The organism is Ochrobactrum soli (genome assembly GCF_003664555.1).
In the GTDB taxonomy this organism is placed as follows: Bacteria; Pseudomonadota; Alphaproteobacteria; order Rhizobiales; family Rhizobiaceae; genus Brucella; species Brucella teleogrylli.
On the sequence record NZ_RCHH01000003.1, the window covers coordinates 698,539 to 713,157 of the forward strand.

Sequence of the window (14,619 nt, forward strand, 5' to 3'; positions counted from 1 at the left end):
CCCGTTTTTGCCGGCGCTTTTGCATTTTCCGCAGATGCCTTTTTCTTGAGCAGTGCGGAATTTGCATAACTGACATGCATTATTGGCCGTTGTTGTATAAAGTACAGCGGGTTAGAACTTGGCCATCGAGTTCACTCCTCCTCCCAGAACTCGATACCGGAATACGGCACTCCTCCTCCCAGCCGTATTCGAAGATCAGGCCGCGCATCCTCCTCCCGCGCGGCCTTTTTCTTTTTGTGAGCCTCCCCAAAATCTGCACAAGCCAAACGCTCCATCCGTTGACAATCCGTCACCGTATAGCCCCATGGGCAATCCGCACTGGCTGTACTATCTCTCGTGCAGCTTTATTAGGACGGGAGATCGCAATCATGACCAGTGGCATCCATCATCTCACGCTGATCACGCACAAGGTGCAGGCGAATGTCGATTTCTATGCGGGCTTTCTGGGTCTGCGTATCGTCAAGCGGACGGGCGGCTTCGAGGATGCCGAGCAGCTGCATCTGTTCTATGGCGACCGCTCCGGCACGCCCGGTTCGCTGATCACCTTTCTGGTCTGGGAAGACGGCTCCAAGGGCCGGGTCGGTCACGGGCAGGTCAGCGAAATCGCGCTTTCCATCGACCGCACGGCCATCGGCTTCTGGCTGGAGCGCGCGTTGCGTTATCACGTATCGTCCGAGGGTCCGGTGCAGGAATTTGGCGAGCCGGTTTTGCGGCTGCGCGATCCCGATGGCGTGATCGTCAAGCTGGTCGGCAGCGATCTTGCGGCCAATGACCCGTGGTCCGGTGAGGGCATTCCGGCTGAATTCGCCATTCGCCGGATACGCTCCGCCACCATCCTGTCGGAGCAGCCCGAACAGACCGCCGCATTCATCGAGCGATATTTCGGCTTTCGCCATCAGGGGAAGGAAGAAACCATCGACCGGCTGGTCTCCGATTCCGGTGACGCCATCGATGTGCGCGATGCGAGCGGCTTCTGGCCCGGCATTCCGGGGACCGGCATTGCCGATCATGTGGCGTTTCGCGCCCGCACGACCGACGATGTGACGACGCTGGAAAAGGAGCTGTCCAAGCTCAATTCCAGCGAGGTCAATGTGCATGACCGCAAATATTTCACCTCGCTCTATGTTCGTGAGCCGGGCGGAACCCTGTTCGAATTTGCCACCGACGCCCCTGGTTTTACCGTGGATGAGCCGGTGGAAACATTGGGGCAGCTTCTGTTCGTGCCGCCGGGCAATGAGAAACAGGCCCAGGCAATCCGCGCCCGCATGCCGCAATTCGGCCTGCCGGGTGAGGAGCGGGTGATCTATCGCGATCTGCCCTTCGTCCATCGAGTTCACCTGCCGGAAGATCCGGATGGCAGCACGCTGATCCTGCTGCACGGTTCGGGCGGCAATGAGAATGATCTCATGCCGCTCGCCCGGCTGGCCGCGCCGCGCGCCACGCTGATCGGTGTTCGCGGTCGCAGCACGGAGGAGGGCATTCAGCGCTGGTTCCGCCGTTTCGATCAGAAGCGGTTCGATCAGAAGGACATCCGGTTCGAAGCGGAAGCCTTTGAGGCTTTCGTTGAGGGCGCGATTGCGGCCTATGACATCGACCCGGACCGACTGGCCTTTATCGGCAATTCCAACGGGGCAAACCTGCTTGCGGCCTTCATGCGGCTTCATCCGCATATCGTGCGCAAGGCGGTTCTGCTGCGCCCTTCGGAAGTTCTGGAGGAACAGCCGGACGCCGATCTCTCCGACGCTGCCGTTCTTCAATTGAACGGCGCAGCCGATCCGTTCGGCGATGCTTCGGGCGCATTGGCAAAGGCGCTGCGGGATGATGGTGCCGATATCGATGTTCACGCCATCGAGGGCTGGCATGGCCTGACCGACGACGATATTCGCCTCACAGGCGATTGGCTGAAGCAGAAACTCTGAATGCCTCGTCGATCAAACGAAAAAAGGGCCGCCGGATTTCTCCGGCGGCCCTTTTTATTTGCTTAGTCCAGCGGCTTGAGGCCTTTTTCGATGGCTGCGCGCTTGCTTTCGAGGAAAGGCGGCAGCGACAGGCTTTCGCCGAGGCTCTCCAGCGGTTCATCGACGGCAAAGCCCGGACCGTCGGTTGCGATTTCGAACAGGATACCGTTCGGTTCGCGGAAATAGAGCGAACGGAAATAGTAACGCTCGACTTCACCGCTGGACGGCACCCTGAGCGACCGCAGGCGTTCGACCCATTCCTGCATGCTTTCCTGATCCGGCGTGCGGAAGGCGACATGGTGCACCGCTCCCGCACCCTGCCATGCTGTCGGCAGGTTGGGCTGCACGGCGACATGAAGTTCGGCAGCCGCGCCGCCCGGTCCCATCGAGAAGACATGCACATGGCCTTCGCCATCGGGCGAGGCATAGTCGCCGGTCTCGCTCATGTTCATCAGCTTTTCGAGCACGATCCTGGTCGGCGCGAGGTCGGGGACGCTCAGCGTTATCGGGCCGAGGCCACGAATCTGCCTCTCGGCGGGTACGGGGCTTCTGTCCCAGCTATGGGCGTCGCCCGCGCCGCCATCGTCGGTCAGCCGCAGACGCTGGCCTTCCGGGTCTTCGAAATCGAGTACGGCGCGACCGGCCACTTCAAAAATATCGCCGGCTTCGATGCCCTGTTCGTTCAGGCGCTTGCGCCACCAGTCGAGGCTTTCGACGCCATTCACGCGCAGGCCCGTGCGGGCCACGCTGTTGGTGCCGCGGCGTTCGCGCTCGACCGGCCAGTCGAAGAAGGTGATGTCGGTGCCCGGCGATGCCAGACCATCGGCATAGAACAGATGGTAGGCGCTGGTGTCGTCCTGATTGACGGTCTTCTTGACGAGCCGCAGCCCGAGCGTATCGGTGTAGAAGCGCCGGTTGGCCGGTGCATTGGCGGTGATGGCCGTCAGGTGGTGCAGTCCGGTAAGTTCCAAAGCCATAATTGCCTCCTTTGTTCAGGGAGTTGCGTTTGCTGTTGGTCCCTATATCGTCCGTTGGGGCGTTCCGGAAAAGTGCTGGTTGCTGAACAGTGTGTAACCGATAAGCCGCAGCCGTGGCCTGATCGTTCGGTGGTGGATAAAAGGGGCTTGGCAGAGCTTGGCCCGTCAAGAATATATTAACCTGCAAAATTCGCAGTGTAAAAGAAACGCGAATTCATTGACGTGGCGTGTCTGGCCTTTCAGAAATCAGGTCTGATTTCGGTGCGAAGCGGTGGCGTAAAGGGAGCTTGGTTTTGCAGAGCATGTTTCGTCGGGCTGTGCCTGCATTGCTTGTTTTGGTGACGCTGCTCGCAGGTTGCGCCAGTCGTCCTGAAGGCGTGCTTGTGCCGGTGGGCGAGGTTACATCGCCCGGAACGACCAAGGTTGATCTGCTCGTCGCAACCACCCGCCGCCCATCTGACAATCCCGGCATTCTGTTCTCCGGCGAGCGCGACAAGCTTGTCTCGATCAATGATATCGTCGTATCCATCCCGCCGGAAAAGAACCGCAAGGCCGGCGAAGTGCAGTGGCCAAAGAAGCTGCCGCCCAATCCGCAGACCGATTTTGCCACCGTCAGCGTAACACCGCTCAAGACCGATGTTGAGAAGGCAGGTTGGGTTCGCCCGCACCTCACCAAGAGCCGCCGCGTGATGGTGTTCGTGCACGGCTTCAACAACACGTTTGAAGATTCCGTCTACCGCTTTGCCCAGATCGTGCATGATTCCGGGGCCGATGTTGCGCCGGTGATCTTTACCTGGCCGTCGCGCGCCAGCGTGTTCGACTATAATTACGACAAGGAAAGCACCAACTATTCCCGCGACGCGCTGGAACAGATCCTTCGCGCCATCGCCCGTGAGCCGGAGGTGAAGGACATCACCGTGATGGCCCATTCGATGGGCAGCTGGCTGACGGTTGAAGCGCTGCGCCAGATGGCGATCCGCGACGGGCGCGTGAATGCCAAGATCACCGATGTCATTCTGGCTTCACCCGATCTCGACGTCGATGTGTTTGCCAAGCAGTTTCTGGCGATGGGCAAGGACCATCCGCGCTTCACGCTGTTCACCTCGCGTGACGACCGCGCGCTTGCAGTGTCGCGGCGCATTTCCGGTAATATCGACCGCCTCGGCCAGATCGATCCGTCCATAGAGCCTTATCGTTCGGGGCTTGAAAAGGCGGGCATTACCGTCATCGATCTTACCAAGCTCAAATCGGGTGATCGCCTCAATCACGGCAAGTTTGCCTCAAGCCCCGAGGTCGTGCAGCTGATCGGCCAGCGCCTTGTTGCAGGCCAGACCATCACGGATTCGCAGATCGGTCTCGGTGATCGTCTGGGCGCCGTGGCCATCGGCACGGCGCAAGGCGTCGGTACGGCGGCCTCTCTCGTGGTCACAGCGCCGATTGCCGTGTTCGATCCGAAAACCCGCAAGACCTATGACGAGCAGATCGACCGTTTTGGTCGCGCTGTCGGCAATACGGTGGGAGCGGTGGCGACCCCGACGCAATAAGCGGCTTGGTGCGCCTTGCCTTCGCTGTTGTCATATTTGAGTTGACGCTGTAGGACTCGCGGCCATCAGAAGATCGGCCCGCGAGGAGGAACGCGTATGCAGATTATCCGGACCATCGAGGAATTGCGGCAGGTTCTGGCGCCTGCGCGTCGTGCGGGCAAGCGCATCGGCTTCGTGCCGACCATGGGCTATCTTCACAAAGGCCATCTGGAACTTGTACATCGTTCCCGCGCCGACAATGACTTGACCATCGTGTCGATCTTCGTCAATCCGCTGCAATTTGGCGCGAATGAAGATCTCGACAAATATCCGCGCGATCTGGAGCGCGATGCGGCTCTGTTGCGCGGGGCAGAGGTCGATTACCTCTTCGCACCAGCCGTCAGCGACATGTATCCGCGCCCGATGCAGACGGTGGTGGATGTGCCGACGCTCGGCAATCAGATGGAAGGCGAGGCGCGTCCCGGCCACTTCGCCGGGGTCGCGACGGTGGTGAGCAAGCTCTTCAATATCGTCGGTCCCGATGCCGCCTATTTCGGCGAAAAGGATTTTCAGCAACTCGTCATCATCCGCCGCATGGTGGAGGATATGGCCATTCCGGTGCGCGTCGTCGGCGTGGAGACGGTGCGGGAGGATGACGGGCTCGCCTGTTCGTCGCGCAATGTCTATCTGACGCCCGCTGAGCGTGCTGCCGCCATCATCGTGCCGAAGGCGCTTGATGAGGCTGAGCGGCTTTATCGCTCCGGTGTGGATGATCCCGATGCGCTGGAAGCGGCAATTCGCGCCTATATCGCCACGGAGCCGCTGGCGACGCCGGAAGTAGTGGCGCTGCGCGACCCCGAAACGCTGGAGCGCCTGACGGTGGTGCAGGGGCGTCCGGTGCTGCTTGCGCTGTTCGTGCGGCTTGGCACGACGCGGCTCCTCGATAATCGTGTCATTGCGCATGTCGCGCAGGAACAGGCGGCCTGACATGAGCGCACCCGTCAAACAGAAGCGACTGACGCCCAAGGCCATTTCAGCCCTGAAGGGCGAGCGCCCGATTGTCAGCCTCACCGCTTATACGACACCGATTGCGCGTCTGCTCGATCCGCATTGCGACCTGCTGCTGGTGGGGGATTCGCTCGGCATGGTGCTTTACGGCATGGATTCCACCCTTGCCGTGACGCTCGACATGATGGTCGCCCATGGGCAGGCGGTGATGCGCGGAGCCGAGACGGCCTGCGTCATCGTCGATATGCCGTTCGGTTCCTATCAGGAATCGAAGGAACAGGCGTTTCGCAACGCCGTTCGCGTGATGCAGGAAACTGGCTGTGATGGCGTCAAGCTCGAAGGCGGCGAAGAAATGGCCGAAACGGTCGATTTTCTGGTGCGGCGCGGCATTCCGGTCTTCGGCCATGTCGGTTTGATGCCGCAACAGGTCAACACGGTCGGCGGTTTTCGCTCGCTCGGACGCGGCGACGAGGAAGCCGACCGCATCCGCCGTGACGCGCAGGCCATTGCCGATGCCGGCGTGTTTGCGCTGGTGATTGAAGGCACGGTGGAGCCGCTGGCGCGCGAGATCACCGGTGCCCTTGCCATTCCGACCGTCGGCATCGGTGCGTCGGCGGCTTGCGACGGGCAGATACTCGTCTCCGACGATATGCTGGGGCTGTTTCAGGATTTCACGCCGCGCTTCGTGAAGCGCTTTGCGCAACTGGCGCCGCAGGTGTCCGATGCCGCAAAAGCCTATGCCGAGGAGGTGCGCGCGCGCACATTTCCGGGGCCGGAGCATGTTTTCGGGGCCAAGAGCAAGGCGTAGGCGCTGAAAGCTGTGGCCGGTAACGCACAGCGCCTTGTATTCGTTGGTCAATCGCGTTCAATGTCGGAACTGTTTTCCGGAGTTGCCGTGACCGACGATATTGCCCATACCGAACTGATTGCCGTGCTGGCCGCCGTGACCAGCGAACAGCCGCGCGTCATGACCGTGCGGCAGGGGCAGGCTCTTCCCTCTGGCCCGTTCGAAAGCGAGCATCGTTCGTTGCAATCCGGTCTGCGCGCCTGGGTGCAGTCGGAAACCGCACATCCGGTCGGTTATCTGGAGCAGCTCTACACTTTTGCCGACCGTGACCGTCACGCACAGGGCGAACGCATCATTTCGATCAGCTATCTCGGCCTTGTGCGTGAGAGCGATGCGGCGGCAGGGCAGGCCGGCTGGCGCGGCTGGTATGATTATCTGCCGTGGGAAGATCACCGTCAGGGCGAACCGGCCATCATGGAGCATCTCAACAATGCGCTCCTTGTCTGGGCCTATCGGGCCGAAACGCCGGAACTGACCGCGCAGCGCATGCGGCGTATCGCCTTCACCTTCGGCTTTGAAAATGGCGAGTGGGGCGGGCGCTGGAACGAAGACCTCGTGCTGCAACGCTATGAACTGCTGTTCGAAGCCGGTCTGGTGGCGGAAGCTGGGATGAAGGAAGACGAGAACGGTCGCTCCATGTTTGCCGATCATCGCCGCATCCTTGCCACGGCCATTGCGCGACTGCGCGCCAAGATCAAATATCGCCCGGTGGTGTTCGAATTGATGCCGGACAGTTTTACGCTTCTGCAATTGCAGCGCACGGTCGAAGCGCTGGCCGGTCTGCGCCTGCACAAGCAGAATTTCCGCCGCCTGATCGAGCAGCAGGATCTGGTCGAGGAAACCGGCGAAAGCGATAGCGAAACCGGCGGTCGCCCGGCAAAACTCTTCCGTTTCCGTTACTCGATTGTCGAGGAACGCGCCCTTTCCGAGCGCCATCTGGCTGGAGCCAAGCTGCCAATCTCCCGCGATTGACAATATACTCGAATCGAGTATAAGTTCATAAACATGAAATGCTCAGATTGAGTATAATGGGTAGGCTCGGGAGGCCCAACCATGAACGATCATGTTTCCGTTTCGCAACTCTATGACCGCGTGGCCAAGGTGCTACCCAAGGCGGAGTGGCTGGGCTTCGAAGACGATGTCGCAGCCATTCTCGAATTGAAGAAAAAACGCAATGCGGTGATCCTTGCGCATAATTACCAGACGCCTGAAATCTTCCATTGCGTGGCTGATATTGTCGGCGACAGTCTGGCGCTGGCCCGCAAGGCTGCGGAGGTCGATGCCGATGTGATCGTGCTGGCGGGTGTGCATTTCATGGCCGAGACGGCGAAGCTGCTTAATCCCGGCAAGACGGTGCTGATCCCCGATATGGGCGCGGGCTGTTCACTGGCCGACAGCATCACGCCGGAAGATGTGGCGTTGTTGCGGCAGGCGCATCCGGGCGTGCCAATCATCACCTATGTCAATACATCTGCTGCCGTGAAGGCGGCGTCCGACATTTGCTGCACTTCCGGGAATGCCAAGAAAGTGGTGGAGTCGCTTGGCGTGCCGCGTGTGCTGATGATCCCCGACGAGTTTCTGGCGCAGAATGTGGCGCGCGAAACCAATGTCGAAATTCTCGCCTGGCATGGCCATTGCGAGGTACATGAGCGGTTCACGCCCGACGATATCCGTGAATTGCGTGAAAGCCATCCCGGCGTGGTGGTTCTGGCCCATCCCGAATGCCCGCCGGAAGTGGTGGCGGTCGCCGATTTTGCCGGTTCCACAGCGGTCATGTCGGACTATGTCGGCGAGAAGAAGCCGCAGCGTGTCGTGCTTTTGACCGAATGCTCGATGAGCGACAATGTCGCCGTCGATCACCCGGATGTGGAGTTCATCCGCCCGTGCAATCTCTGCCCGCATATGAAGCGGATCACGCTCGCCAATATTCGCGACGCGCTGGAAAACAACCGTCATGAAGTGACCGTCGATGCAGCATTGATGGAGCCTGCCCGGCGTGCCGTCGAGCGGATGCTGGCGGTATGAATACGGCCCCGGTCCTCGTCATTGGCAGCGGCCTTGCCGGTCTGATGACGGCGCTGACCTTGTCGCCGCAGCCTGTGTTGCTGGTGACGGCGGGAACCCTCGGCCTTTCCGGATCCAGCACGCTGGCACAAGGCGGCATTGCCGCGAGCCTTGGCGCGGATGACAGCGCGGCGCTGCATCTGGCCGATACGATTGCGGCGGGCGACGGCCTGTGTGACGCAGGCGTGGCGGCAGAAATTATCGCGGCAGGCGCGGACGTGGTTGCCGCGCTGGAAGCCCATGGCGTACACTTCGACCGCACGGCGGACGGTTCATTTTCGCTCGGGCTGGAAGCCGCCCATAGTCGCTATCGCATTGTGCATGTGGATGGCGATGGGACCGGCGCTGGCATTATGCGCGCCTTGATTGCGAAAGTGCTGGCGACGCCTTCGATCAACGTCATGGAAAACACCCGCGCCTTGCGGCTCATCCGGCAGGATGGCCGTGTCGCCGGCGCTTGTCTTGAAAATGTCGGTCCGGTTGCAGCGCGCGCCGTGGTGCTGGCGACGGGCGGGATCGGCGGACTTTATAACGCAACGACCACGCCGCTCGGCAATCTCGGCCAAGGGGCCGCTCTGGCAGGCCGTGCAGGCGCTGTGCTGGCCGATATGGAATTTGTGCAATTCCACCCGACCGCGCTAGCCGTTTCCGCGCCGCGTCTGCCGCTGATCAGCGAAGCGGTGCGCGGGGAGGGCGCCAATCTCGTCAATGATCGTGGCGAGCGCTTCATGGCGGATATTCCGGGCCGCGAGCTTGCGCCCCGCGATGTAGTGGCGCGCGCCATCGGCAGCGAGATCGCGCAAGGGCGCAAGGTCTATCTCGATGCGCGTACAGCTCTGGGCGCGCGTTTTGCAACCCGGTTTCCCGGTATCGATACGCTTTGCAAACAACATGGCGTCGATCCGTCCCGCGATATGATCCCGGTCAGACCCGCCACGCATTATCACATGGGCGGCGTCAAGACCGACGCTGACGGTCGCACCAGCTTGCCCGGTCTCTGGGCTGTGGGCGAGGCTGCCTGCACCGGCCTGCATGGCGCCAACCGGCTTGCCAGCAATTCACTGCTTGAAGCCGCCGCCATGGGGTTGCGCGCCGCCCGCGCGATTGGCTGTGAAGAGGCGGTCGCCGTGCGGCATCCCGTGCCGGTCAGCCTGCCGCAGAGCGCGGACGCTGAACCCGTGCGGCACATTGTTTCCCGCCATCTTGGCCTGCTGCGTGATGAAGAAGGTTTGCGCTCTGCAATCACCACCCTTCTCCCCCTCGCGGAGACCGACGATGCCGCAGCCGTGGCGCTGGTCGCTGCGGTTGCGGCATTTGACCGGTGCGAGTCGCGCGGCAGCCATGCCCGCACCGACTATCCCACCAAAAGCACGGATTCAGGCCGCAGCTTTTTCACCTTTCCGGTCGCTTTCGCACTGGCTTGCGAAATCGCCGCGCCTCACCCTGTTACAAGGACTGCATGATGAACCTGCCGCGCTTGTCTCCGCTTGTCGTCGAACCGCTGGTGCGCGCCGCACTTCTGGAAGATCTGGGGCTCGCTGGCGATATCACCAGCAATGCGGTGGTGCCGGAGGATCACCGTTCGGCCATGCTTTTCAGCCTGCGCCAGCCGGGCGTCATTGCCGGGCTGGATGTGGCCGAAATGGCGTTTCGTCTGGTCGATCCGGATGTCAAATTCGAACGTTTGGCGCGGGACGGTCAGTCTCTTGAGAAGGGGGCGGATGTTGCCCGCGTTTCCGGCTCGTCCCGTTCCATTCTGGCGGGGGAGCGCACGGCGCTGAATTTCCTCGGTCACCTCTCCGGTATCGCCACAGCCACCGCCGGCTTGGTGCAGGCGGTCCAAGGCACCAGGGCCTCCATCGTCTGCACGCGCAAGACAACACCGGGGCTGCGCGCCTTGCAGAAATATGCAGTGAGGGCAGGCGGCGGCATGAACCACCGTTTCGCGCTTTATGATGCGGTGCTGATCAAGGACAATCACATCGCAGTTGCTGGCGGTGTGCGTGAGGCCATCGAACGTGCCAAGGCCGGGGCCGGTCACATGGTCAAGATCGAAGTCGAGGTCGATACGCTGCAACAGCTTGATGAGGCGATGGCTGTCGGCGTGGATGCGGTGCTGCTCGACAATATGTCGCCTGCGCAATTGCGCGAGGCGGTGTCGGTGATCGACGGGCGCGCGATTTCGGAAGCGTCCGGCGGGATCACGCCGGAAACGGTGGCGGCGGTGGCTGCCAGCGGCGTTGAGCTGATTTCGGTCGGCTGGACCACGCACAGCGCGCCGAACCTCGATATCGGGCTCGATTTCGAAGAGCTGAAATGAAAATGGGAGGCAATCGCCTCCCTTTTTTCGTCTGCATGGCTGCGAAACTTATTTTTCGACAAAAGCCTTTTCGATCACGAAATGACCGGCTTCGCTCTGGCTGCCTTCCTTGAAACCGCGCTCTTCGAGGAGCTGCTTGGTTTCAGCCAGCATTTCCGGGCTGCCGCACAGCATCACGCGATCGTCTTCCAGATTGAGTTCCGGCATGTCGATATCGGTGAAAATCTGGCCCGAGCGAATGAGGTCGGTGAGGCGTCCGCGGTTCTTGTAAGGCTCGCGGGTGACGGTCGGGTAATAGATGAGCTGCTTTGCCGCCATCTCGCCGAGGAATTCGTCCTGCGGCAATTCGTTGGAAATGAAATCCGTATAGGCCAGTTCCGCCACCTGACGCACGCCATGAACGAGAATGATCTTCTCATAGCGCTCATAGGCTTCCAGATCGCGGATGATCGACAGGAATGGCGCAAGGCCGGTGCCGGTCGAGAGCAGCCACAGATTCTTGCCGGGCTTGAGATTGTCATAGAGCAGCGTGCCGACCGGCTTCTTGGACAGGATGATCTGGTCGCCAACTTTCAAATGCTGGAGCTTGGAAGTCAGCGGACCGTTCGGCACCTTGATCGAGAAGAATTCCAGCCCGTCTTCGTAGAGGCTCGAGGCAATGGAATAGGCACGGGTGAGCGGCTTGCCGTTCACTTCGAGGCCCATCATGATGAACTGGCCGCTCTGGAAGCGGAAGCCCGGATCACGCGTCGTGCGGAAGGAAAACAGCGTGTCGGTCCAGTGATGGATATCGGTGACGGTTTCCTGATTAAAGTTGCTGCTCATCTTCGGAACTGTCTCTGTTGTTCTCCGGCACCACGCTTGGGAGGACGGCGCCTTCAGGATTGGGTCGGTTGGTTTGGTCTTTATCGGTCATTGCTGCGGCCCGCCCGCATGGATGCAACTCCGTGGAGTTTGCATCCTGAGCAGGCAGGCCGCTTTGATCGCAATCAATATAAGCGCGTCAGGCTGCCTTCAGGGTGGCTTCCGCGAATTCGTAGTTGGCCAGCTTGTCGAGGAAGTTCGTTACATAGTCAGGCCGACGATTACGGAAATCGAGATAATAGCTATGCTCCCAGACATCAAGCCCTAATAGCGCCTTGCCTTCGCCGGTTGCCAGCGGATTGGAGCCATTTGGCGTCTTGGTGACCTTCAGCTTGCCGTCATTGGCCAGAACCAGCCACGCCCAGCCCGACCCGAACTGGCCGACAGCCGCCGTCTTGAAGGCTTCCTTGAACTGGTCGACGCCGCCAAAGTCTTCAACGATCTTCTTTTCCAGCGCGCCGGGAAGGCGTCCGCCATTTGCCGACAGGTTCTGCCAGAATAGATCATGGTTCCAATGCTGACCGGCATTGTTGAAGACCGGAGCGAGATCGGCCTTGTCCTTGGCAAAGAGCACGATTTCCTCAAGCGACTTGCCCTTGAGCGCATCGTTCTTCTCAACGAAGCCATTGAGCGCCGTTACATAAGCCTGATGGTGCTTGCCATGGTGCAACTCAAGCGTTTCGGTGCCCATGCCGACGCCTTCAAGAGCGTTGGTCGCATAGGGAAGCGGAGGCAGGGTAAAGCTCATTTTGGACTCCTTCATACAGAACGATCTTGATAATTCCGGGCGGTTCGCTTAATTTAACAAGATAATGCTTCTTTAAATCGAAAACAGGCAATATGTCAAGGAATGACTTTCTAAATACGGACGTTTCGGGAGCACGTTCACCCGCAGAACGCGTGATGCTGGCGCTGAAGATGCGCGGTGCGCAGACGGCTGCCGCAATCGGTGAACATCTCGGCACCACCGGCGAGGCGGTGCGCCAGCAGTTGGTGCGGCTGGCCGAGGAAGGTCTCGTCGCGCCGCATTCCGTTTCGCAGGGCGTTGGCCGCCCGTCGCAGTTCTGGGATCTGACGGAAACCGGCAATAAGCGCTTTCCCGATACCCATGCCGATCTGACCGTGCAGCTTCTGCATTCCGTGCGCACCATCCTTGGTGAAGACGCGCTGGAAACGCTGGTTGCGCATCGCGAGACGGAAACCCGCCGCCAGTATCATGCGCGCCTCAAGGACATGGAGTTCGACGAGCGCGTCAAGGCGCTTGCAGATATTCGCTCGACCGAGGGCTATATGGCCGATGCCGAGCGGCGGGCGGATGGTTCTTGGCTTTTTGTCGAGAACCATTGTCCGATCTGTGCCGCCGCCGATGCCTGTCAGGGCTTTTGCCGGGCCGAGCTTCAGGTGTTTGAAGCGGTTCTGGGTCCCGATGTTTCGGTTGCCCGTACCGAGCATATTCTGGCCGGGGCGCGGCGCTGCGCCTATGTTTTTACCCCGGCCAGTCTTTCCTGATCAGCACGATGCCACTTGCGGCTGTCTTGCGCTGCGCACCAAAGCCAGCGCGGACAGGAATGCCAGCGCCGACATGATGGCAAAGCCGGAAAACAGCCACATGGCGGCATTGGCGGTGCCTGCAAAGCCGCCGGGATTGCTGAGGCCAGCCATATTGGCGACCATGCCCGCCAGCGCGGCGCCGAGCGCCGTGGTGAAAAGCTGGACAGTCGTGACGGATGCCGACGCTAGATTCTGGTCATCCGCATCGGCGCGCTTGAAAATGCGCGTCAGAAGATGCGGCCATGTCATGCCCACGCCAAAGCCGATGACCGCCAGCGCCAGACAGATTGGCAACAGGCTTGCCCATTGACCGTCGCTGCCGACGGGAACCAGCGTGGCGAGCGTGACCATGCCCGCTATGCCCATCAGCGGCGCGGCGATGATCACCCGGTCAACCCGGCCTGACGAGACGCCCGAAGATCCGATGGAACCGAGCGTCCAGCTTCCGCCCATGATGGCGGCCAGATAACCGGCGACTAAGGGCGACTGGTTATGCAGCACCTGAAAGAACAGTGGCACGAACACTTCGGCGCTGGTGACCGAGGCGCTGAGGAAGGCGAGCGTCAGATAAAGCGCGCCGAGCCGGCGGAGACTGAAAGACCCCTTGGGCAGAATGCGCCGTGACGAATTGCGTTCGATCACGAAGAGCAGGACCAACAGCACGATAGCCAGCGCGACGCCTGCCGCATTCATGACGGCATTGACCGAAATGCTGGCGGCGGAGACGGCAAGGACAGCCGCCGTCAGCAAAATGAGCTGCGGCCAGGCCAGTGGTGCGCGGCTGCCTGCATCGCCGGAGGCGCGCGGCAGCACGACCATGGCCATAATGGCGAAGATGCCGATCACCGGTGCCAGCGACCAGAAGGCAGCGCGCCAGATGCCAAGCTCGGCGAATATGCCGCCGATCGCGGGACCGACGAGGGTTGCAACGCCCCACATGCCGGAGACGAGACCGATGGCGCGGGGCCAGAGGTTTTCAGGGAAAACGATGCGGATCATCGCATAGGAAAGCGCCAGCATCATGCCGCCGCCAAGGCCCTGCACCGAACGCCCGGCCAGCATGACCGGCATGGATGGCGCGAGACCGCAGGCGAGCGTCCCGGCGGCGAAAATTATTGCCGCCAACAGATAGGCGCTGCGCGGACCTGCCTGCGAGAGCAGGCGCGGAACGAGCGCAGAGCCGAGAATGGAGGCCGTCACGAACAGCGCCGTGTTCCAGGCGTAATAATCCATGCCGCCAATATCGGCGACGACCGTGGGCAGGATGGTGGTGGCGATGAACACGTTGATGGCGTGCAATGCGACACCGCCGACAAGCGTGAGCGACCGGATGGCGTTCTTACCGGCAAACAGGTCTCCCCAACCGGCGGTCTGGCCGCTAGCGGATGTTTGGTCCTGCATGATTTTTACCTTACACAACTGAATAACCGGACATGGAGGCCCCAAAATGCCCATCTGTCCGAACTGCATGCCAATCGCTACGCCCGCCCCTTTAATTTGTCAAGAA

At 60.9% G+C, this 14,619-nt stretch carries 13 protein-coding genes; 9 read left to right on the plus strand and 4 right to left on the minus strand.

Features of this window, described 5'->3' with window-relative positions; all coding sequences use genetic code 11:
- Positions 1–368 precede the first annotated feature (368 nt).
- A complete protein-coding gene (locus D8666_RS08675) occupies positions 369–1,919 on the plus strand; it encodes a VOC family protein (protein ID WP_109368368.1) in 1,551 nt (516 codons plus the stop codon).
- A 62-nt stretch (positions 1,920–1,981) separates the two neighbouring features.
- Here D8666_RS08675 and D8666_RS08680 read toward each other — a convergent pair whose 3' ends face one another.
- Positions 1,982–2,935 carry a ring-cleaving dioxygenase gene (locus D8666_RS08680; protein WP_109368369.1) on the minus strand — a complete coding sequence of 318 codons (954 nt, stop codon included), beginning with the start codon at positions 2,933–2,935 and terminating at the stop codon, positions 1,982–1,984.
- Between the two features lie 302 nt (positions 2,936–3,237).
- Here D8666_RS08680 and D8666_RS08685 point away from each other — a divergent pair, with 302 nt between their 5' ends.
- From D8666_RS08685 to nadC, 7 genes are all read left to right on the plus strand, one after another.
- Positions 3,238–4,479 carry an alpha/beta hydrolase gene (locus tag D8666_RS08685; RefSeq protein WP_121537264.1) on the plus strand — a complete coding sequence of 414 codons (1,242 nt, stop codon included), beginning with the start codon at positions 3,238–3,240 and terminating at the stop codon, positions 4,477–4,479.
- Positions 4,480–4,575: 96 nt separating this feature from the next.
- The gene (gene panC, locus D8666_RS08690; protein WP_109368371.1) at positions 4,576–5,445 is read left to right on the plus strand and encodes a pantoate--beta-alanine ligase; all 870 of its coding nucleotides are present in this window, start codon (positions 4,576–4,578) and stop codon (positions 5,443–5,445) included.
- A 1-nt stretch (position 5,446) separates the two neighbouring features.
- On the plus strand, positions 5,447–6,274 hold the full coding sequence (gene panB, locus D8666_RS08695) for a 3-methyl-2-oxobutanoate hydroxymethyltransferase (RefSeq protein WP_109368372.1): 828 nt from the start codon (positions 5,447–5,449) through the stop codon (positions 6,272–6,274).
- Between the two features lie 60 nt (positions 6,275–6,334).
- Positions 6,335–7,285 carry an NUDIX hydrolase gene (locus tag D8666_RS08700; protein ID WP_109370168.1) on the plus strand — a complete coding sequence of 317 codons (951 nt, stop codon included), beginning with the start codon at positions 6,335–6,337 and terminating at the stop codon, positions 7,283–7,285.
- Between the two features lie 81 nt (positions 7,286–7,366).
- Positions 7,367–8,338: a quinolinate synthase NadA gene (gene nadA, locus D8666_RS08705; RefSeq protein ID WP_109368373.1), complete on the plus strand. Its 972-nt coding sequence runs from the start codon at positions 7,367–7,369 to the stop codon at positions 8,336–8,338.
- Positions 8,335–9,840, plus strand: coding sequence for an L-aspartate oxidase (locus D8666_RS08710; RefSeq protein ID WP_109368374.1), 1,506 nt, complete (start codon positions 8,335–8,337; stop codon positions 9,838–9,840). Before nadA ends, D8666_RS08710 begins: the two co-directional genes overlap by 4 nt.
- Complete coding sequence (gene nadC / locus D8666_RS08715; protein ID WP_109370169.1) at positions 9,840–10,697, plus strand: carboxylating nicotinate-nucleotide diphosphorylase; 858 nt, start codon at positions 9,840–9,842, stop codon at positions 10,695–10,697. The genes D8666_RS08710 and nadC overlap by 1 nt, the downstream gene beginning before the upstream one ends.
- Positions 10,698–10,745: 48 nt before the next feature.
- On the opposite strand, the gene D8666_RS08720 is transcribed toward nadC, so the two are convergent.
- Positions 10,746–11,522, minus strand: coding sequence for a ferredoxin--NADP reductase (locus D8666_RS08720; protein WP_078337945.1), 777 nt, complete (start codon positions 11,520–11,522; stop codon positions 10,746–10,748).
- A 178-nt stretch (positions 11,523–11,700) separates the two neighbouring features.
- Positions 11,701–12,309, minus strand: a complete 609-nt coding sequence (locus tag D8666_RS08725) for a superoxide dismutase (protein ID WP_078337946.1) — start codon at positions 12,307–12,309, stop codon at positions 11,701–11,703.
- Positions 12,310–12,464: 155 nt separating this feature from the next.
- On the opposite strand from D8666_RS08725, the gene D8666_RS08730 reads away from it, so the two are divergent.
- Positions 12,465–13,070, plus strand: a complete 606-nt coding sequence (locus tag D8666_RS08730; RefSeq protein ID WP_121537266.1) for a helix-turn-helix transcriptional regulator — start codon at positions 12,465–12,467, stop codon at positions 13,068–13,070.
- Here the strand turns inward: D8666_RS08730 and D8666_RS08735 are convergent, their stop codons facing one another.
- Positions 13,071–14,513 carry an MFS transporter gene (locus D8666_RS08735; protein WP_121537268.1) on the minus strand — a complete coding sequence of 481 codons (1,443 nt, stop codon included), beginning with the start codon at positions 14,511–14,513 and terminating at the stop codon, positions 13,071–13,073.
- Between the last annotated feature and the right edge of the window lie 106 nt (positions 14,514–14,619).